Source organism: Paenibacillus sp. BR2-3 (assembly GCF_046529485.1).
Taxonomy (GTDB): Bacteria; Bacillota; Bacilli; order Paenibacillales; family Paenibacillaceae; genus Paenibacillus_AQ.
The window spans coordinates 1394298-1415307 of sequence record NZ_CP126311.1 but is presented as its reverse complement, the minus strand read 5'-3'; the positions used below and the strand labels follow the sequence as shown (position 1 = coordinate 1415307).

The following is a 21010-nucleotide window of genomic DNA, read 5'->3' as shown; positions in this document are numbered from 1 at the left end:
CCGCTATTCCAGGTTCGCGTGGTATTTCCACAGAGCGTGCATATCCATCTCCTTTTCTCTGACCATCAATAAGGCAATCGTATCGCCCAGTATTAATAAACTTTGTTCAAATAAACTTGTCATAGGCTGAACGGATGGAATTTCACCCGGCAATTGCAGCTTTGTACTGACAGGAATCTTCACAAATAGATCCGCATAATCCCGCATTGAGCTTTGAGGATTGCCGCCGATATGCGCCACAGTCGCATTAAATTGTTTCGCCTTCTTTGCGATAATAAGCGGGAAAGCGGTTTCACCGCTGCCCGAGCCTACAATCAATAAATCCTTTTCTGTAATGGCAGGCTCCGTGATTTGTCCAACGATATAGGTTTTGATTCCAAGATGGGCCAGCCGTTTGGCTATGGATTTAAGCGATAATAACACTCTGCCGACACCGACAAAAAATACTTTCTCCGCCTTCTGAATTTCGGCGGTCAATTGTTCAACCTCATGGGTGCTGATATTGCTCAACGTTCTGGTTAGTTCCTGCGTAATTTCCTGGGTAACTTCCCGGTAGTCCGCCATTTATTTCAACGCCTCCTTTTTTAATCCTTGGGAGATCGCTTCTTCAACTAACCGTTTGTTCTCCTCCAAGCCATTGCCCGGAATGAACAAGCTGGTACTACCTGCAACCAGAATATCCGCGCCGGCACTCACCAATACGGGAATGGTATCCAAAGACACTCTTCCATCAACCTCAATTTTTGTGTCCAAGCCTTTATCCTTAATGAATTGCTTCAAGTCCCTTACTTTTTTCGCTGCATAGGAGACCTGACTTTCGTTTTTATCAGTTGCAAAGCCCGGATTAATCAGCATCAACAGCACCGTATCGCATTGCGGTAAGATATAATCCAAAACGGCTAAAGGCGTTGCCGGATTAAGGGCGACTCCTGCCTTAACTCCACTTTTCCGGATCATTTTAATATAGCGGTCGGGGTGGATACTGGTTTCAAGGTGAAATGATATTTGCTGGACACCGATTTTAAGCATCTCTTCAATAAAAAATTCATTATTTTGCGACATAATGTGCACATCGAAATCCATGTCTGTAATTTTTCGCAATTGCTTAACGGTGTCAATTCCCAGCGGCATACTTGGGCTAAAGTTTCCATCAATAATGTCTACATGCAGGGTGTGCAATCCCGCTTGTTCAATATCCCTTATACTTTTTTCTAAGTTGCAGAGGTCAGCACACATAATAGATGGCGCAATTGTTATTGCTTCTTTATTCATGTTTATGCTCCTTTTATTTGCGTTTATTTGCTCCTTGATACGAGTATAATGCATTAACCCAGGCAAGTAAAGCGATTTTTTGCGCTTTTGTACGGGTTTAATTGCAGGTTTCTCTTTTTGCTGCTTATTTGCCCGTTTCTGGCAAACGCGTGTCAAAAGGCTTTTCGGAAAATAAAAAATTATGATAAACTGAAAGAAATAAAAAGAGGTGTACTATGTTAAAAGAAGAGCGCCAACAGGAGATTCTGGAAATCTTAAATGCTGAACATAAAGTAATAGCAAGCGATTTAAGTAAACGATTGGGTGTGTCCGAAGATACCATTCGAAGAGATTTGAAGGAGCTCGATATCCAGGGTCTTGTGAAAAGGGTTCATAGCGGGGCGCTGAGGCTCGGTCCTCCGGTTGAAGATTTTTCAACCCGGCAAAATATTTCCAGCGAAGTTAAAATCAATTTGGCCCTGAAGGCGTTGGAGTATATAAAAGATGATATGGTCCTCCTGATTGATGGCGGGACAACCAACCTGCATCTCGTCAACCAGATGCCTTTGACTCTGAACGCAACCATTATTACCAATAGTCCTCCCATTGCAATGGCTTTATCCAACCACAAAAATATCGAAGTCATCATGATCGGGGGAACTTTGTTCAAAGAGTCCATGGTTAATTTAGGAATTGATACGGTGGAAACTTTGAACACAATGAGAGCCGATCTTTATATCATGGGGATTTATAAGATTGATCCACATATCGGAATAAGTGTGCCCAGTATCACCGAAGCATTGGTAAAGCGAAAAATGGTCTCAATCTCTACTGAAGTATTGGGTATGGTTACATCCAACAAGCTAGACACCATTTCCAACCACATTGTATGTCCCTCCAATCATTTGACTTATCTCATCACCGAACATGTCCACCCAGAGATCAAAGGACTATATGCAAATCAGGGTATCATCGTGATGGATTGAAAAAAGGGGCTGTCCCATAAGGTCAATGTCATTAAGATAAGCTCAAAGATAAGACTGGGAATAAAAATGGAATCCGAAACGGCATGGGAAAAAGCCCTGTGCCGTTTGTTTTTTTGGTGCAAGCAAGAAAAAAGCGCACAGCAAACAAGCGGACGGAATATCCGCTTAAAAAAATGTTCATACGAAACGAATTATGCTACTCTGTAGACGAAGCTAACGACTGATTTCCAGCGGATTTTGCGCGTATTCTTCTGCCCTGGGCGAATGGGTCGAATCGGCAAAATGTTCTTACGAATCAGTGCTTCTACATCGGGCGGGGGTTCATCGTCCCGTGAGCGCAGGAAATGTCTACAAACGTGAACGGCAACCGTGAAGTTGACTTGGTAGGGGTGCCGTTTATCCATTTGGGAAATGACGACGTGCGAGGTCATCATTTCAGCGAAATTGTACAGGATCATTCTTGCAAAAATCTCTTGGGTGATGGACTCTTGTCTCTTTGCGTGAAAATTCGTCAGGCCGACGGTGTATTTCAATGCCCGGAAAGAGGTTTCAATGCCCCATCGCATGTTATAAATGGACTTGATTTCATCGGGTGGGAAATCAGCGGCAGAAAGATTCGTAATGACGGTTTCATAAGCGCCACCCGGCAGGACGAAACGGACAACCCGAAAGGAAATCGGGTAAAACAAGTTCTCGTGCAAATCTAAAAAATCAAAGGTAGACGTGGAAGGGACGAACTTGTACATCTCAGGATGAGCCTTGACCTCTTTGGTTTGTTTTTTGGTGAGTGTCAGATGAACGTCCATATCAAACGCTCCGCCAGAGGGCAGATGCAAGCCCGAAAGAATGCCATTCGAATTCAAATCCTTAACCCGTATGACATAGCTCCACCCTTTGCGTTCCATATGCGCGAAATTGTTGTAACTTTCATAACCCCTATCGGCAGTAACAATGGTTTTGCCTTGAATGGGGGAACGGTCAACCATGGCAGCCAGCGCCCTTCCCTCGTTGCACAACCTCCGTGGCTGAATAATGGCATCCACGTAAAGTCTGTTGCATAAGTCATAGGCTGCATTCAAATGCAGAAGGTTGTAGCCTTTCGTGTTCGGTTGACTTTGGAAATAGGTATCCGTGTCCGCCCGGTCGGTTGCGATATGCAAATCCGACCCGTCAATGGCAAGTAACCGATACCCCCGGTAGTCCTTGATGTCCGTATACGATTGCGTAAATTCGTGAAACAAGAATTCCACAGCAGACGGCAGGATTTTATTCCTCTGTTGGACAAAAGCAGAAGTGGTTGCGGTGTTTACGTCATAGCCCTGCGATTCCAAGAGTTCCTTGTAAAGGCTGTTTCCTCCCATGGAAATCAGGAGTTGCATGACCGTTTCAAAGGGCAGCTTTTTCTTTCGGGTAAAATCTTTTTCAGGGTTTTTGACAAAAGGAGCGGGTGCGGCTGACATTTCTCGTATGAGGGATGTCAGCGTTTTTTTTAGCGAGATCGCGTACTCATCCATTGGCGTAACCTCCTCGTTTTTTCAAGGGGCTTCGCCACACATTTCCATCTGCTTGTCAAGTTCTTTTTTTAGTGCAAAAAAAAGAGCGGGCTATCTTTTCGATAACCTGCTCTTTTTCTTGATTTTTGGCCTTGCGCCTTAACTTAATGACATTGGGCTGCGAGGCCCTCCCTTTCTTCATTTTCATCCGATTCCAGCTTACACCGCTTTGGATTCGTACCCTTTCACTTTGGCCTGACGCATCGGCAGACTTAACAGCAGCAGCCCTGCTATACATATAGCCACCCCTGCTATCAGATAAATGCTAATCGGATCACGGTAAACCAAATGGGACCACAACACCGTAAATAGAATCGAACAGTTGCTGACAATGACCGCCACAGAAAAGGGGACCGTCCGGAGCGCTTGGGTAAACCAATAAAAGCTGAGGCCCGTGATCAATCCCAGCGCCACCAAAGCGCCGAAGGCCCATATGCTGAACTGCTCCGGCCACGCAAACCGGTAGGGCAGCGGCAAGGACATCATCAGCGTACACAGCAAGAAGATGCTGAAATTCATATTGCCGGCATCCATCTCCCGGATTAGCATCTTTTGGCTGAGAACATGAAAGGCTACACCTACAGCCGATAGGGCATACAATCCGGTTGTCAACGCCCCTCCCTTAAGCAGCACGGATAAGGACATCCCGTTCCAACTGATCAACAGCACGCCGAGAACGCACGAAAAGGCGGCTATCCATCCCCTTCCAGTGATTCTTTCCTTCAGGAATAGGGCCGAGATAAAAAGCAGCAGGATCGTCTGCATAGGAGAAACAAGGATATTCCCGTAGGAATACCCGATGGAAATCGCTAAATTTTCAAAAAAATAATTGCAGCTTTTCCCGAGAGCGCCTAACCAAACCCACTTCAAGTTAAACCGCAGTTTAAAACCGCGGTCCTTCAAGCCTATATATAGACCGAGAAAAACGATACCGAACCCAAAGCGGGCAAACGTAATCACCGTGCTGTCCACCATGGCCGATGCGCTCTTCACCAGTATACCTACGAAGCTCCATAATAGAGTCGCGAGGAAAAGCAGTAAATACCCCAATCGTTACACCTCTATTTTTCTTCAGCCTATTACAGTGAGTGATTTGGCCGATATCGTTTCCAAAGGTTCGGATTTTCCATAAACGGGTCTAGCCGTCCGTACAGGCGCGGCCCACTTGACCCCGTTGGCGATCACCTGAAGAACGTCTTGGTTGTAGTAAGTTGGATACGTTTCATGACCGGGGCGGAAATAAAAGATTTTCCCCTGCCCGCGATGATAGGTGCAGCCACTCCGGAATACCTCTCCACCCTCGAACCAGCTTAAGAGAACAAGTTCATCCGGCGCCGGAATATCAAAATGTTCGCCGTACATTTCTTCCTGCTCCAGCTCGAAATAAGACCCTAATCCTTCTGTAATCGGATGTGCGGGATTCACCACCCATAGGCGCTCCTTCTCGCCTGCTTCGCGCCATCGCAAATCGCAGGAGGTCCCCATCAGCATCTTGAAAATTTTCGAGAAATGGCCGGAATGAAGGACAATAAGCCCCATTCCCTTCATAACCCGTTCATGGACACAGTTTACAATGTCGTCCTCGACCTTGCCATGAGCTTTGTGCCCCCACCAGATGAGTACGTCCGTATTGTTCAATACCTCTTCTGTAAGTCCATGCTCCGACTGATCCAAGGTCGCCGTCCGGATCTCGAAAGGCTGGGCCGCCAGACCTTCGGCCAGCGCCTGATGAATGCCCTGCGGGTATATCGCCGCTACTTTGGGATTCACCTTCTCATGCTCATATTCGTTCCAAATCGTTAGCTTAATCATTTTATTATCGTTCATTTGGTGTCCCCCCCATAAGAATATAATACAAACTCCTAACCTTTTACAGCCCCTGACGTAATGCCTTGGATAATGTATCGTTGCATAAACAGGAAAAAGAGGATGATCGGCACTACAGCCATTGTTAAAGCTGCCATCGCCAGATGCCATTCGTTCGTATATTGGCTGAAATAAATATTCGCCGCCAGCGGGATGGTTCTGTTACTTTTACCGCTCAGTGTGATAAGCGGGAGCAGGAAGTCGTTCCAGATCCAAAGCGAATGCAAAATGGCGATAGTCGTCGTGATGGGCTTCAGCAACGGCAGGAGAATTCGGAAAAACACACCGAAGCTGCTGCATCCGTCAATCTGGGCTGCCTCTTCCAATTCCCGCGGAATTCCCTTGATGAATCCGTGATACAAGAACAGCGCCAATGGAACACCGAAGCCCCAATACATGATGATGATGCCGTGGATCGAATTGATCAACCCCAGATCCTTGGCTACGGTAACAAGCGGCACCATCAAAGTCTGAAAGGGGATGATCAAGGAGGACAAAATCGTCAAAAAAATCACGCTGCTGACCCAACCCGGACGGCGTACCAATTGATAAGCGGCCATCGAACTAATGAGCAGCGTGCCCGCGACCGACAAGACGGTGATGATGATAGAGTTCATGAACACCCCAAAGAAACGGAGCTGTTTCCATACCGTGGCGAAATTATTAAATTGGAATATCTCCGGTAAGGCTACGGTGGAGGTTAAGACTTCGTTATAGGTTTTGAATCCATTGATAAAAGTCATGTACAGCGGAAAAAAGAACAACAGCGACACTGCAACCATGAGCAATTCGAGTCCTAGAATACCTATGCTGTAGCGACCGTTTTTCACATTTCCACCTCCTTGCGTTTCATAAGCGACACTTGCACAAGCGTGATGGCAGCCAGCACCAGAAAGAACACTACCGCTTTGGCCGAAGCGAGCGTAAACAGATTTTTCGTAAATGCATCCAAATAAATGTGATACGCGATGGATTCTGTCGACCCGAAGGGACCGCCTTTCGTTAAGGAGAAGTTCAAATCAAAGGCCTTGAACCCGCTTGAAATCGCCAAAAACAAGTTGATGGTCATGGCCGGACGAATAAGGGGCAGCACGACATGAAGCAACCGCTTCCATTTCCCCGCTCCATCAATTTCGGCTGCCTCCAGCATATCCGTCGGCACACCTTGAAGCGCCGCCAAGTAAATGACCATAAAATATCCGACGGAATGCCATACAGTGACAATGACCAAGGACCAGAAGGCATAGTTCGGCAAACTGAGCCAGTTTTTCTCAAATAGGGACCACTTGGTAACATCGCCGATCTGCGTGAACAGATTCGAGAAGATGAACTGCCATATGAAGCCGATAATGACAGGTCCAATAACATAAGGGAGGAAAAAGGCGGTCCTGAGAAAATTGCGGCTTTTCAGCGGCATATTCAGCACAAAAGCAAGGATAAATCCGAATAAGTTCAATAAGATCGTAACGACAATCACATATTTCAAAGTAAAGATAAACGACTTTTGGAAGCCGGTGTCCTTAATAAGCGTTGCATAGTTGTCCAAACCGGCCCAGGCGATATTGTCGCTTATTCCGTTCCAATCCTGGAACGAAAATAGAATGGCCCGCAGAAACGGCACCAGGATGATTAGCGTGAAAAAAAATAAGGCGGGAGCGACAAATACCGCATACGTCCATAGCTTACGCGTTCCCGTTTTCATCTTGTTAGTCTCCTTTTTTGAATGATAGGATCCATTAGTCCAAAAAAAATCCGATGCATGACTCCGGTGCTGGGAGCCATGCATCGACGGATTTCGGGATGGTTCAGGTTACTTTTTTATACGAGCATCCCAAATGTTCTGTACCTCGTCTAACGCTTGTTCTTTATTCAATTGACCGCCAACATACGACTGCAGCGGCTTTGCAAAATCTTGATTCGCACCGGACGGCCATAAAGTATGAGCCCAAGGAATCGTTGCGTTCCCTTCCACGTAAGCACTCAAATCTGCCGCTAAAGGACCGAGCTCCGGCGTTGTCTTCAGATCGTTGAAAGCCGGAATCAGCATAAAGGAATCAACCAGATACTTTTGGCCGTTTTGGTGCAGCCAGGTCAGGAACTTCTTCGATTCTTCCAGGTTACTGGACTTATTGTTGAGGACGTAGTAGCCCGGAACGCCGACCGGCATTTTCGTCTCAGCCGCAATATCGCTCAGCGGGATAGCGAACATGCCCATCTTCATATTCGGGTTGATTTTATTGATGGAATCGATGGTCCATACGCCCTGCTGCATCATCGCCGTTTTGCCGGATGAGAAATCGGATACCTGGTTGTCGTAGCTTACGCCGACGGATTCCGCTCCTTCTCCATACTTTACGGTCATGTCGAGAACATCGAAGAATCCGTTCATATTGGCGATATCTTTGACTTTCAGTTGCCCTTTATTGATATTTTCAATAGAAGCTGCCGGATCTTTTTCTGTTGCGAACGGCAGATTGAACAAATGCTGGCCCAGAATCCACCATTCTTTATAACCTTCAGCAAAAGACTGAATGCCTGCCGCTTTTAATTTTTCATTAACCTGCTTCAGCTCTGTCAGCGTTGTCGGCACCTTATCAATCCCCGCTTTGGCGAAGATCTCCTTATTGTAGATGAAGCCGTAACCTTCCAAGGCGATCGGGAAGCCGAGCTTCTTGCCGTCTACCGTCATTCCAGCCACAGCGGAAGGGGATACCTGGCTCATCCACGGCTCATTCGATAAATCAACTAACTTGCCGGACCAATCCGTAATGTCGGTGAACGCTTTGGTCATGAAGATATCGGGTTCATCTCCGGAAGCAAAGCGGGTTTTGAGAATGGTTTCGTAATCCTTAGTGACCTCAGCCTCAAGAATGACATTCGGATTTTCCTTCATGTAGTCATCGGCCATCGCCTTTACTTTATCCGTGATCTCCTGTTTGAACTGCAGCAGCTTAATCGTTACTTTTTCTCCTCCGCCTGATTCAGCCGTGCTGTTCGAAGTACCGGCAGCGGTTTTCGGAGCTTCATTTCCACCTGCACAACCAGCTAAAGACATCACAAGCAATGCGGTAGTACAGAGCGTGGAAAGTAATTTTTTCATTGGCGGTTATCCCCCTCGGATTAAAATGAGTCTTCTTTACATTCCGATTGTATCTTTATTGAATTCATAGGGGCAGGGAATATATTCGCCCAAAAAAGGAATCCATGAAACTCATTGCTGCTTCCGATACTGGAGAGGTGAAATTCCGTTTTGCTTCTTAAATACTTTACCGAAGTAATTTTCATCGTCGTAACCGAGCGAATTGGCAATTTCCGAAACCGGCTTGTTTGTAAACCGGAGCAGCGATTTGGCTTTATCCATCCGAATATCGGTTAAGTAAGTCATGACTGTGGTATTGTGCAATTCCTTAAACTTTTTGGCGATGTACTGCGGGCTGAAATGGAATCGTTCCGACAGAACAGACAGTGACAGATCCTTCTGAAAATGCCGTTCGATATATTCCCGGATCGCCTCCATTCCACGGTTTCCCAATCCATCACGTCCTTGCTCTTCCATGAGGGCCCACCAATGCCGGATAAATGTCCTTTCCCATTCGTCCAAATCACTGATCCACAGCGGCATTAGAAGATCTGCCGTCTCTTTGCCGTGATGCAGCAGCCGGCTGGCCCACTCCAACAGGAGATTGGCCTCTATAGTACAGGCCTGCAGGTCTTTCAGCCGAATCTCCGCCCACTTCCTAAGTCTCTCAACGAAGGAACGAATAATTTCGGCCGCATAAGCCTTGTTCCCCGTATCAAGAGCGGTTTGCAGCAGAAACTGTTGATCCATTAACCTTGGGGGCTCACCCGAGGCGGCTTCCTGCCGCGAATCTTTCCAAATAACGGACTTTAACAAGGTAGAGCGTGCTTTCCCGACGGCCCCCGTGATTCCAGCTGCATCCGCCTCCGATTGGCATATTCCTATAAGCGTTTCAAGGCCCACCGTTTCCCGCCATGCTGCGGCTGCCTTTTCCATACATCGGCGGTGTTCCTCCGCTCCACGGGAATCCTTGGCAAAGGCTGCAACCAGAACCCATTGATAATCGTCAAGTCTGCATAAATAGTGAGCCCCATAGGGCCTAAAGGTTTCATGGGCAATATTATTGATGGCAAAGATAAACAGCTCCCTGTCTCCCCCATAACGCCTTTCCACAAGCTCCATGCGATTGCACGGCAGGATAATAGCCACCCGCAGCCGTTCCGCCGGAAGGCCTATTTTATATAGGTGTCCCCGGAGCCCCTCTTGAAAGACGGATTCCTCCTTGAAAAACGAAGCCAGCTTCTGCTCGTAGACCAGAGCATCGGCCCATTTGATCCGAAAGCCGGCTTCACGCTCTTCCACAAGGCTTACCTCTTTGTGTTTGTAAGCCATAACCGCCTGCTCCAGTACCTGCTCGAGTTCACTTTTAGAGAAGGGTTTAAGCAAATAGTCCAGTCCGTTCGCACGAACAGCCGCACGTGTATATTGGTAATCGTCATATCCGCTGACGACAATGACCTGTGTATCCCAGCCTTCCTCCCGAAGAAGGCGCAATAGCTCCATACCGTCCATACCAGGCATACTCATATCACAAAACATGACGGCAGGCTTATACAGCCTGATCATGTCCAGCGCTTGTTGGCCCTCCTCCGCATGCAGTCGCTTGGTAATGCCAAATTTGTCCCAATCCACAGCCAAATCAATGCCTTCCCGCACATGCTCTTCATCATCCACAATCAACACTTTCAAGTCTGTTCTCCTCCTTCGTCACCGGTTCCAACCGGAATACGGAGCATAATAACGGTTGCTTCGTAAGGGCAGCTGGTGATGTCCCACTCGAATCCCGATCCGTAATGCAGATTTAATCGATACAGCACATTGAGGAGGCCGATCCCCCCTTCATCCGGTCCTTGAAGTTGACGGTTCTCGTAACTCTTCCTTATTCGCGCCAGCACCTCCGGGTCGAACCCTTTCCCGTTATCCATAACCCGAATACTAAGGCTTCGATCAAGCTCAATTCCGATGTGCAGCGTCCCTGCTCCCTTGCCTTTTTCTATACCGTGGATAATACTGTTTTCTACCAACGGCTGCAGGATCATCTTCGGCACACTGATGGATAGAGCCTCGTTCGGACAGGAAAGGGTATAAGAGAGCTTGTTTTTGAACCTGCCTGTTTGGAGGGACAAATAGTGCTCGATATGCTCAATTTCCTTTTGGAGACGTACGGTTTCCGTTTTTATATCCATGCTGTATCTCATGATTGCGCCGAGTTCGGCGATTTTATCGCTGACCTCGGCGGCACGGTGGCGAAGGGCCAATGTGCCTATCGATTGAAGCGTATTGTATAAAAAATGCGGATTGATTTGCGCCTGCAGCATCTTAAGCCTTGCGGTCGTAAGTTCGTATCGGCTCCGGTATTCACGGTTGATCAAATCATCCAGCCTTCCCACCATGTTCTGGAAACGCTGTTCCAACACACCTATCTCATCCGTTCGTCCGGATGTCTGCCTGACGCGGAAGTCGCCCAATTCCAAGTGCACGATACTGCGCAGCAGTCTCTTGATCGGGGCGATGGTCCGGTAGGATAAAAAGGAGGCGAAAACGATTACAAAAAAGAGGGTTATTAATTGTAGAACCAGCGTAAAGTTCAAGGTCCGGTTGGCCGACTCATTAATGACTGCGGCAGGTACAAACTTGACAAGAGCCAGCGGCAGGTCCAGATAGCGGTCCTGAACGTATACAAAGACTCCTTTCCGTCCATCCAGCTTCCCATTCGCGTAACCCCGGCTTCCCCAATATTCCGGTCCCGACTGCGGTTCGTCGAACTCCACAGCGAGTTCCGAACTTGAAGCATACAGCAGCTGAGACTGCTTATGAATATAAAGAAACACCGCTTCACCCGCCTCGGCATCGGACAGCGGACGAATTAATCGGGAGATTTCGGAGGGTCCAACAAAAAGGGAAACCAGTCCAAGAACATCTGTCCTTGGGTAATCAACAAGAGGTTTATGCAATGCCAATACCCGTTCGTTGGCAAGCATCATGACTTCGTACCCTCGGGTGATGTCCCAATTCTCTCCCTCTCTCTTCGGAATTTCGGAAGGCGATAACTGAAGCGACAACTCCAACAATGAAGAATTGGATTTCATGTAGGTCTGTCCGCTTGTGGCGCTTACGTACCGCACCGCTTTTATTTCGGAATCATTATTGAATAAGGTTGTTATTTGATTGGTAATGTAAAGCATTTGGTCGGGGGGCGATTCCCGGGTTCTCAAGTAACTCATCAGCGTTTTGTCATTATAAAATCCCACAGACAGCTTATTGAGATTATCCAAGTAACGAATCATATTATCCATTCCTATATCCATCGTTTTCTGGTTGAGCGCAATGACCTGACTTCCAACCGAATCGGAGGCCACTTTATAGAATATGAGATTGGATATAGCAAAGGGAACCACCGCTGCAAGCAGCATGCCAACCAGCAATTTGGCAAACAAGCTTTTTTTCAAAACCATCTATACCTCTCCCTTCCCCGATTAAAAAAACCGCCGTCCGGCAAAGAAGCCAAGCAGCGGTAAGGCCATCTACTATTGCTATTTTCAACACAACACCCCGTTTTCCCTCTTCTGCAAAGACTGTACTCCCAGAATATAGCTTTTTCATCTAAAGCGTGGCATAATCTTTGCAAAGCAGCATTTCATTCTAAAGGAGAGATAGCGATGATCGTAGGCATTATCTTTGTGGTTGTATTTGCATTTATAGTTGTACGGATCATTTTTCGTGAAAACCCGCCAGTCGGAAGACCCCATAAATACAGGAATAACGATCTCTCCAGCTCTGGGACTTCTTTTTTTGCCGGCTCCACCCCGGACTTATTTGACAACAATAACAACCCTCACCATAATCATCACGGTCACCAGGGTCATCATGGAGATCACTCTCATCATCATTCCGGCCACGACAGTGGCGGCGGTCACAGCTGGGGCGGAGATAGCGGAGGGGGAGACTTTGGTGGCGGAGACAGCGGAGGTGGTGGCGGTGGCGGAGATTAATGCGGAACCTCTAATTTTTTCCGAAAAAGAAATTGCCCCGCGCTATCCTGTTTGTATCTCAGGAGACGCAGGGCAATTTTTTAATCCGCTCAGTCAAACGGATATCCGCAGAGGAGCGGCCGATCATAATGGAATATGTTCCACGCTCCACACGGTACGGGGCGCTTCATGAGCCCATGTTGGCGTCTTCAGCCCTTATCCGCGCCTGTGGTTAAGCCCTCCACCAGGTAGCGCTGCATCAGAATGAACAGGATCGTTACTGGAACGGCTGCCAATACGCACCCTGCCGCGAACATCGTAAACTCGGTCGAGAACCGGTCCCCGATCATGTCGAACAGGCCGACCGCAAGTGTTTTTTTCTCTGGCGTACGCAGCACCAGCTTGGCAAAAATAAAATCGGTAAATGCACCGGTAAATGTCATCAGTGCCGTAAACACAATCAGCGGTGTCGATAGCGGGATCACAATGCGGAAGAAAATCGGCATATGCCCGGCTCCGTCCATTCGCGCCGCCTCAATCAGACTTCTCGGAATCGTATCGAAATAGCTTTTGGAGAACAGGAAGAACAGCGGCGCACCCGCCGCATATACGATAATGACCGCGGCGTGTGTATTCAGCAAATTCATTTGATTCAGCAAAATAAAGATCGCAATCATACTCATAAAGCCGGGAAACAAGCCCAGTACAAGCAGAAGGCTCATCAGGTTTTTACGTCCCATAAAACGGAATACCGATAAAGCATAGCCGGTCAGCAAGGTCAGAATCGTACCGATAATCATGCTGGAGACCGCAATTTTAAGCGTGTTGAAGTACCAGACGCCGAACGGGCGCTTTGCGAACAGTTCCGTGTAATGACTGAACGTGTAGGAAGTCGGAATGATCGTATCGCTGAACAGCGCATCCCCTGTACGGAAAGAGGACATCAGTACCCATATCGAAGGATAGATACAGAAGACCGCAATGACAGCAAGCGCAACATAGCTGAGCAACAGCCGGGTGGTCGTTTTCGCTTTTTCGCCGATCATGATGGACCCTCCTCTTTAAACGCCTTGGTGTTGCGCACGTTCCAGACTGCAAATACAGAGAGCACGATAAATATAAATATTCCGATGACCGAAGCAAAGTTATACTGCCCCTGCTCCATCGATAGCTTAAAGAGCCATGTAATTAAAATATCCGTATGTCCGGCAAACTGGAAATCCCCGTTGACGGGTTTTCCGTCTGTAAGCAGGTACACAATGTTAAAGTTATTGATATTGCCGACAAACTGCATGATGATCAGCGGAGCCATTGAATACATCACCATCGGGAACGTGATGAGCCGAACCTTTTGAAAACCACTGGCACCATCAATATCAGCGGCTTCATACATATCCTTCGGAATGGTAGCCAGGATTCCAATAATCATCAGCATGGAAACCGGGAAGCTTAACCAGAAGTTGGCCAGAACCAGCGTGAATTTTGCCCACAGCGGTTCGGACAGCCAAGGAATCTTCTCAATCCCAAGCAGGGCCAGATATTGGTTAATCGGTCCGAATTGACCGTTAAACATATTGCGGAGAATCAAGGTCGATACAAACATCGGGATGGCGAATGGCAGAATGAAGAGGGTCCGCCAAAATGAGCGAAACCGGATACCCTTTTGCTGAACGAGCAGCGCAACGGCAAATCCCCCGAAATACCCCGTTAATGTCGCAAAGAAAGCCCAGATAAAGGTCCACAAGGTTACGCTGAAAAAGGTGTTGCTCCAGGACTTGATGCGGAATATATCCTGAAACGCCTTAAATCCTTGCCAATCGATTAAATGTTTCGGCGGCATCGTCTCTCTGGTGAAATCCGTAAAGGCAATCAGAATCATGAATACAATCGGCATGACCGTAAAGAAAACGACGCCGATCATCGGGATCGTCAGCACGATTTGCGGAAAGCGATAGGCGGCCACAAAGCTCAGCGTTTGCTTAAACGTGCTCGGCTTAATCCCTTCCTCGCGCAGTCTGCCGGTTTGGTATGCATCCTTAATTCCGGCGGCATACAGCCAAACCAGTACAATCATTATGAATATAGTAATAAGCCCTTCAACCAGCAAGAAGATGGAATGGTCGCCCATTACCTGCTTGTACAATCTTCCGACCTTCTTTAGCTGGCTTTCCGTTTCTCCCAGCGTAATCAAAGCCCAAATCGCATGGGGTAAGCGGGCAACCGCAATATAGATACCGAAGATATAAGACGCCAACAGGAGCAGCCCTTTTACATACTGACGGTTATATAGTTGACCGAGGCCTAATGCAAATATGGACAACAGGGCGGCTTTTTTTCCGTATTTTTTGGAAAATGGAGGATATTCACGCTCGATGGCCAGCTGCTGCATCTCCTTTCAACTCCTATCTTCGTATGGTGGTTATTTCAAATTCTGTCGGGGTCATTACTTCTTCTCAGCAATGCTGGTCTTCATACCTTCCGCCGCTTTGTCGAGGGTCGTCTTGACATCGGCGCCGTTCCACACCGCAGCAAACGCAGGATCCAGATATTGCCCGAAGTATTGCATTTCCGGAAGGCTTGACCACATACGGCTGTTTTCCATCTGTTTCAAGAAGCCCTGCATAATTGCATCCTTTCTCATGCTGTCGTCGATTCCTTGGGCGGCTGGAATGGAGCCGATTAATTCATTGTCTTTAATCTGCATTTCCTTTGACGTTATAAAATTGGCGAACAGCTTGGCCGCATTCGGGTATTTCGAATAGGTGCTTACATAGTAGGAGGTGGTTCCTGCAAGAGTAACCGGTTTTTTTCCCTCTGGCATAGCCGGCAGTGGAATAACAGCCACATTAAACGGAAGCTTGCTGTATTTGCCGATTTCCCAGCTGCCATCCATATTGATGGCTAACTTGCCTTGCTCCCAAAGTCCATTCTTCGCGTCTCTGGTCATGTCAGATAATTGTAGCGGTAAAATTTCTTTTAGCGATTGGAAGAAATTCATGCCTTTAATCGAACCTTCATTGTTAACGCCGATATCATTCGGGTCCGTTTCATTGCTGCCGAATATATAACCGCCGTAACCTGTAAGAAAGCTGAAAAGATAGAAGGAACCGCTGTCGAACATAAAGCCGTATTTATTGTTCTTGACGTCATTAAATTCCTTCGAATACGCGATGACATCGTCCCATGTATCAAGCTTGGCGTCCTTCACCAGATCTTTATTGACATAAAGGGCGTACGTATACACAGAGCGTGGATAACCGTACAGCAACCCTTCAAAAGTCGAAGCGTCAACAGCCAACTTGCGATTCATGCTTTTGGTATCCTCTTCAAAATAATCATTCGGCAATACAAGGCCGGCATTGACGGCCCCTCCAAGAAAATCGTTCGTCATCCCGAATACGTCAGCACCCGTGCCCGCAGGTCCGTCCGTCGTCATACGAGCCACGCTGTCCCAGTAAGCAACGTCTTCTACCGTTACTTTAATGTTGTATTTCTTTTCAAACTCCTGAACGGCATAATCGCTGTAACCATCTTTAATCGTCCAGAAACGAAGCTCCGCCCCCGGTTCGGGCGTCAGTTCCTCCGTACCCTCTACTGCCGTCGCCTCACTGGATTCAGCGTTTGGATTGCCTGTGTTTCCATTACCGGATTTGCTGCCGCAAGACGCAAGCGCGAACATCATAATGAGGCAAAATACAAGAAGTCCAAGTTTTTTAGCCATGGTTTCATTGCTCCAATCAGGTTATTTGTTTGTATGGGACGATCGGGCTGACAGCGGCCCTTTTATTGTTTGTTTGCTATGCTCGTCTTTATATCTGCTGCCGCTTTGTCCAATGACGTCTTTACATTTGCTCCGTTCCATATCTCATCTACTGCGGGGTCCAGGTTTTGCCATACATACTGTGTTTCGACCAGGTTCGGAACGCGATGGCTGTTTTGGATTTGTTTGAAAAAGCCTTGGGTCAATTCATCTTTGCGTATATCCGCTTCGACGCCTCCGGCAGCCGGGATCACTCCGGTCAACTCATTGTTTTTAATTTGCATTTCTTTCGTCGTGATGAAACTGGCGAACAGCTTGGCGGCATTCGGATATTTTGAATACGAACTGACAACATTTGAGGTGTATCCTGCTAGAGGTTTAGCGTAGTCACCGCCAGGCATTTGCGGCATATTAATCACGCCTACTTCAAACGGCAGCTTGCTCCACTGGCCGATCGCCCAGCTTCCATCCATATTGATAGCCAATTTGCCTTGCTGCCACAGCCCGGTTTTCACGTCTCCCGTGATGTCCGATAATTTCATCGGCAGGATTTCCTTTAGCGATTGGAAGAATTCCATGCCTTTAACGGAACCTTCATTATTAATGCCGATATCGCTCGTATCGGTTTCGCCATTGCCAAATATATAGCCGCCATACCCGGTCATAAAGGCAAGATCAAAGAATCCGGTTCTCCCCTCAAACATGAAACCGTATTTGTTGCTTTTGACGTCATTGAATTTCTTCGAGAACGCTATAATATCGTCCCAGGTTTCGAGCTTGGTATCCTTGACCAAATCTTTATTGTAATAAAGCGAAGTCGTGTACACATTCCAAGGATAGCCGTACAAAATATCTTCATAGGTTGCTGCGGCTATAGACTCTTCGCTGGCGGCAATACGTGTATCTTCTTCGAAATAGTCATTTGGCAATATGAGACCGCCTTGAACAGCTTGTGTAAGTCCTTCGTTCTGAACCCCGAAGACGTCTGCACCCGTCCCGGCCGGTCCGTCCGTTGACATACGAGCAATGCTGTCCCAATAAGCGACGTTCTCTACCTTCACCTTAATGTTGTACTTTTTCTCGAACTCCGCCACGGCATAATCGGCGAAGGCTTGCTGATCATCCGTGTATGTCCAGAATTTCAGTTCCGCTCCCGGTTCAGCCTTGAACTCCTCGGTCATGTCAACTTCATTCTGCTGATTACTACCGGCACTTGAATTCACAGTGTTCTTATTACTGCCGCATGCGGCAAGCGACATCGTCATTGCGAAAGAAAGCAAACACAGACTCCATTTTTTCTTCAAGGTTCATCGGCTCCTTTGTAGGTGGTATTTACATCCATTTACATTCATTTGCAACAATTTTCATGCGGAGGCATAGAAATGTTCCCGAACATCGAATAACCTGTCTCGTACGGAGACCTAAGGATGAATACGGAGCTCGTCAGCAATGCGGGGTTTCCCTTTCAAATTCGCAATCCGGGGCAGCGACGCAACGACAATATCAAGCGACACCTTGTTCAATATATGATAAATATCCGAGAGGCTGTCAAACCTCCATTCCCCCAGCCCTTCAGCCGGATTGGATATAATAACTAAACACGAATAATGGATGCCTGCCATACGGGCATAAGCGATTTCTGTACCTACGCTCATAGTTACGAGATCGCCTCCCATCTTTTGGAACATCCTGACTTCAGCAGGTGTTTCGAAGCGTCCTCCTGCTGCCTGAACCACAACCCCGCCGTTGTGTATGCCGATATCCGTGAGGGCGATATCCCGTTCCAGACGGCTTTTCGTCTCGCTAACCAGTATTTCGCTCAGCAGAGGATCGGTGGAAGGCGTATACCGCGGCAGGATCATTCCTTCTTCCCGGAATATGATTTGCGGCAGCGAGCGGGGGCGTTCGAAGTTGAAATCCATGAAATCGTCTGGAACGACGAAATCACGGACTTTCATGGCTGGATGTATACCGCCCGCTGTAGCACCGCCGATCGCTTCCCGCACACCTAACTGATACAGCGCCGCCCAAGTTTCCACGAACTTCCCGCCTCCGTGGTCATGGACATAATAAAAGGGTGTTGTACCCGAGCAGCCGCGCCATATGTCGCCCGATCGGCCGACTGGCGTTTCAACCGTAAAGGATTGGTCACTAAGAAGACCTGACTCCAACATGGCGTTCTGAAGATAAGTTCCACCTATAATTGCGATTTCAGTTCGCTCTGACGCAGATTCCGCAGATTCATTTATGTTCAAATTCGTACTGGTTCTCATAGTTTGCCTCCCTGGGTGTTGTTGGTTACCTTTCTGCAGCTTCCCCTTTCGATTATTTCGTGCGGAACAATTCTCGCTTCCTTTACATAGTTTTCTTTGTCTTGGATTTGCCTGAGTAACATTTGAGCCGCCTGGACTCCGAGTTCATATACTGGTTGACGGACCGTAGTTAAGGCAGGCCGGTAAGCTCCAGCAATCGGAATATCGTCAAATCCCATGACTGAAATATCCTCCGGCACCCGAAGCCCACTGTCTTCCGCCGCCCGAATGGCTCCAATGGCAACCATGTCGCTTACACAGAAGATTGCCGTAGGCAATTCGTCATTATTGAACAGTTTCATCCCACTCCGATATCCCGATTCAATATCGTAATCTTGCTCATAAAACAACTTGTCATCATATTCAATTCCGTACTCTTTCAATGCCTGCTTATATCCTTCAAGCCGCTGTACGATCTGGTAATAAGCCAACGGCCCGCCGAAAAAAGCAATTTTACGATGTCCCGATTCAAGAAGGAACTTGGTTGCATCGTATGCAGCCTGAAATTCATCGATGTTGATGCTGGCGAATCTGCCCTCCGTATCGGTATGGCTTGCAAAGATAACAGGTACTGCATGATTTTCGAAAAATTCAATTTGCTGCGGTTTCGGGGAAGATGTCAACAGAACGACTCCATCCACATATTTTTCTTTCAACAGCTTCAGATAATGAAGTTCAATATCCAAATCACGCTTCGTATTGCAGAGCAGGGTTGTATAATTATTTTTGAAAAGCTCCTCCTCAATGGCTCCGACAAATATAGAAATGTATGTATTTTCTATAGCAGGAATGAGTAGGCCAATTAATTTACTTTCCTTCATAATCAGACTGCGCGCGACCGGGTTAGGATTATATTCAAGCTCTTCCACAACCTCCAATACTCTTTGTTTAATAGCTTGGCTGACCGGTTTGCTTTGATTAAGCACTCTCGACACTGTAGCAATGGATACCTTTGCTTTCATCGCCACATCTTTAATTGTGATATCCACTCAGTCCCCCCCTTCCGGTAAACCTTTTCCCTGATAGCAAAAGTACCCGGAAAACCTTTTCCTCTTTTAAGTTGTTTCGATCTTACTATATCTCCGTGAATTGTGTCAATATATATAACATTTAAATTATAAAAAATATGATAATCTAGTTTTTATGTTAATTAAAATTACATCTAGTGTTATGTTCGATCCCAAAAACATCACCCCCGCATGAAATTCAGAAACGTTACCAAGGAATCCCCCACTGGATTTTCGGGAAGTGAGCCATAAAAATAGAACTGCCCAAGGATGAACAGTTCGTCAGATGAATCCTGCTTGATAGATAATAAAAATGATCACATAAATATTCGCAGCTTACAATAAAGTTTCAAATCGTGCTCCCGATGTGCAATCTTTACTATTTCTGATTAATCACTCTTTCAACATGGATCGTAAGATAAAGCATTTCTTCATTTGTCAGTTCACGATTATACGTTTTCTCAATGTAAACTTTTATTCTTTCAACACAAGCAAATGCTTCGGTATACTGCTCTTTCACCATGGCAAACAACGTATTATCAGTATTCGTAATATTCGTTTCATTGACCAGTCGTTGGCCGAAGAACTTTAAGTGTGTAATGAATCGAAAATAATGCAAAGATTTTTCATCGTATTCAAACTTGAAATGTTTTTTCACAATACTTAAAATATCATGCATTATTTTGGTTATGTCGACAGTATTTCCGATATCCTCGTTCATTTCTGCATTTACTAAGTGTAATGCGATCTGCCCCGCTTCATCTTCTGGCAACCGAATCCCGAATTCTTTATGAAGTATCTTCAATGCTTCCAACCCAATTTCAAACTCTTCTGCGTAGAATCGTTTAATGTCCCATAAAAGAGCATTTTTGATGTCTATTCCTTTATAATAACGCTCAATGGCAAAATTAATATGGTCGGTCAGACTGACATAGATACTGTCATGCAGAATCTTGCCTAGATTTAGTTTGGCATAGTTAATAATCTTCTCCGAGACCTGCATATGCTCAATCGGTATCTCAGACAAAAGGGTTTTGAGTTTATCGGACAACCCCTGATTTTCAAGGGTGAAGATTTTCTCAATCTTTTCTTCATCCACGGTGTGTCCTGTTTTTTTCTGATAAGCAATACCTCTTCCCATAATTACCAACTCTTTTTTATGTTCATCAATTACTGTAATAACATTGTTATTGAGTATTTTTTCAATTCGCACAGGAATCATCCT

General features: G+C 46.6%; 19 protein-coding genes. 2 read left to right on the top strand and 17 right to left on the bottom strand.

What is annotated here, in order from left to right; all coding sequences use genetic code 11:
• Positions 1 to 3: 3 nt before the first annotated feature.
• Together hxlB and PaeBR_RS06690 are read right to left on the bottom strand one after the other, a co-directional pair.
• Entirely contained in the window at positions 4 to 564 is a 561-nt protein-coding gene (gene hxlB, locus PaeBR_RS06695; protein WP_410514081.1) for a 6-phospho-3-hexuloisomerase, read from the bottom strand.
• Entirely contained in the window at positions 565 to 1272 is a 708-nt protein-coding gene (locus PaeBR_RS06690) for a ribulose-phosphate 3-epimerase (RefSeq protein ID WP_410514080.1), read from the bottom strand. It lies immediately after the preceding gene.
• Positions 1273 to 1487: 215 nt separating this feature from the next.
• On the opposite strand from PaeBR_RS06690, the gene PaeBR_RS06685 reads away from it, so the two are divergent.
• The gene (locus PaeBR_RS06685; RefSeq protein ID WP_410514079.1) at positions 1488 to 2237 is read left to right on the top strand and encodes a DeoR/GlpR family DNA-binding transcription regulator; all 750 of its coding nucleotides are present in this window, start codon (positions 1488 to 1490) and stop codon (positions 2235 to 2237) included.
• 191 nt (positions 2238 to 2428) lie between these two features.
• On the opposite strand, the gene PaeBR_RS06680 is transcribed toward PaeBR_RS06685, so the two are convergent.
• From PaeBR_RS06680 to PaeBR_RS06645, 8 genes are all read right to left on the bottom strand, one after another.
• Positions 2429 to 3751, bottom strand: coding sequence for an IS4 family transposase (locus tag PaeBR_RS06680; protein WP_410512259.1), 1323 nt, complete (start codon positions 3749 to 3751; stop codon positions 2429 to 2431).
• A 198-nt stretch (positions 3752 to 3949) separates the two neighbouring features.
• Complete coding sequence (locus PaeBR_RS06675) at positions 3950 to 4840, bottom strand: DMT family transporter (protein ID WP_410514078.1); 891 nt, start codon at positions 4838 to 4840, stop codon at positions 3950 to 3952.
• Positions 4841 to 4861: 21 nt separating this feature from the next.
• Entirely contained in the window at positions 4862 to 5602 is a 741-nt protein-coding gene (locus tag PaeBR_RS06670) for a ThuA domain-containing protein (RefSeq protein WP_410515100.1), read from the bottom strand.
• A 50-nt stretch (positions 5603 to 5652) separates the two neighbouring features.
• A complete protein-coding gene (locus tag PaeBR_RS06665) occupies positions 5653 to 6486 on the bottom strand; it encodes a carbohydrate ABC transporter permease (RefSeq protein ID WP_410514077.1) in 834 nt (277 codons plus the stop codon).
• A complete protein-coding gene (locus PaeBR_RS06660) occupies positions 6483 to 7358 on the bottom strand; it encodes a carbohydrate ABC transporter permease (RefSeq protein WP_410514076.1) in 876 nt (291 codons plus the stop codon). Before PaeBR_RS06660 ends, PaeBR_RS06665 begins: the two co-directional genes overlap by 4 nt.
• Positions 7359 to 7466: 108 nt before the next feature.
• Positions 7467 to 8756, bottom strand: a complete 1290-nt coding sequence (locus PaeBR_RS06655) for an ABC transporter substrate-binding protein (RefSeq protein WP_410514075.1) — start codon at positions 8754 to 8756, stop codon at positions 7467 to 7469.
• A 111-nt stretch (positions 8757 to 8867) separates the two neighbouring features.
• On the bottom strand, positions 8868 to 10418 hold the full coding sequence (locus tag PaeBR_RS06650) for a response regulator (protein WP_410515099.1): 1551 nt from the start codon (positions 10416 to 10418) through the stop codon (positions 8868 to 8870).
• Between the two features lie 2 nt (positions 10419 to 10420).
• Positions 10421 to 12190, bottom strand: coding sequence for a sensor histidine kinase (locus tag PaeBR_RS06645; protein ID WP_410514074.1), 1770 nt, complete (start codon positions 12188 to 12190; stop codon positions 10421 to 10423).
• Between the two features lie 204 nt (positions 12191 to 12394).
• On the opposite strand from PaeBR_RS06645, the gene PaeBR_RS06640 reads away from it, so the two are divergent.
• Positions 12395 to 12727 (top strand): hypothetical protein, encoded by a 333-nt coding sequence (locus PaeBR_RS06640; protein ID WP_410514073.1) that lies wholly within the window; start codon positions 12395 to 12397, stop codon positions 12725 to 12727.
• Between the two features lie 188 nt (positions 12728 to 12915).
• Here the strand turns inward: PaeBR_RS06640 and PaeBR_RS06635 are convergent, their stop codons facing one another.
• From PaeBR_RS06635 to licT, 7 genes are all read right to left on the bottom strand, one after another.
• Positions 12916 to 13752 carry a sugar ABC transporter permease gene (locus tag PaeBR_RS06635; RefSeq protein ID WP_410514072.1) on the bottom strand — a complete coding sequence of 279 codons (837 nt, stop codon included), beginning with the start codon at positions 13750 to 13752 and terminating at the stop codon, positions 12916 to 12918.
• Positions 13749 to 15095 carry a carbohydrate ABC transporter permease gene (locus PaeBR_RS06630; protein WP_410514071.1) on the bottom strand — a complete coding sequence of 449 codons (1347 nt, stop codon included), beginning with the start codon at positions 15093 to 15095 and terminating at the stop codon, positions 13749 to 13751. Before PaeBR_RS06630 ends, PaeBR_RS06635 begins: the two co-directional genes overlap by 4 nt.
• A gap of 54 nt (positions 15096 to 15149) precedes the next feature.
• Positions 15150 to 16427, bottom strand: a complete 1278-nt coding sequence (locus tag PaeBR_RS06625) for an extracellular solute-binding protein (RefSeq protein ID WP_410514070.1) — start codon at positions 16425 to 16427, stop codon at positions 15150 to 15152.
• Positions 16428 to 16489: 62 nt separating this feature from the next.
• On the bottom strand, positions 16490 to 17770 hold the full coding sequence (locus tag PaeBR_RS06620; protein WP_410514069.1) for an extracellular solute-binding protein: 1281 nt from the start codon (positions 17768 to 17770) through the stop codon (positions 16490 to 16492).
• 117 nt (positions 17771 to 17887) lie between these two features.
• A complete protein-coding gene (locus tag PaeBR_RS06615) occupies positions 17888 to 18739 on the bottom strand; it encodes a hypothetical protein (RefSeq protein ID WP_410514068.1) in 852 nt (283 codons plus the stop codon).
• Entirely contained in the window at positions 18736 to 19767 is a 1032-nt protein-coding gene (locus PaeBR_RS06610) for a LacI family DNA-binding transcriptional regulator (protein ID WP_410514067.1), read from the bottom strand. The genes PaeBR_RS06615 and PaeBR_RS06610 overlap by 4 nt, the downstream gene beginning before the upstream one ends.
• A gap of 397 nt (positions 19768 to 20164) precedes the next feature.
• Complete coding sequence (licT, locus tag PaeBR_RS06605) at positions 20165 to 20998, bottom strand: BglG family transcription antiterminator LicT (RefSeq protein ID WP_410515098.1); 834 nt, start codon at positions 20996 to 20998, stop codon at positions 20165 to 20167.
• Positions 20999 to 21010: the final 12 nt, after the last annotated feature.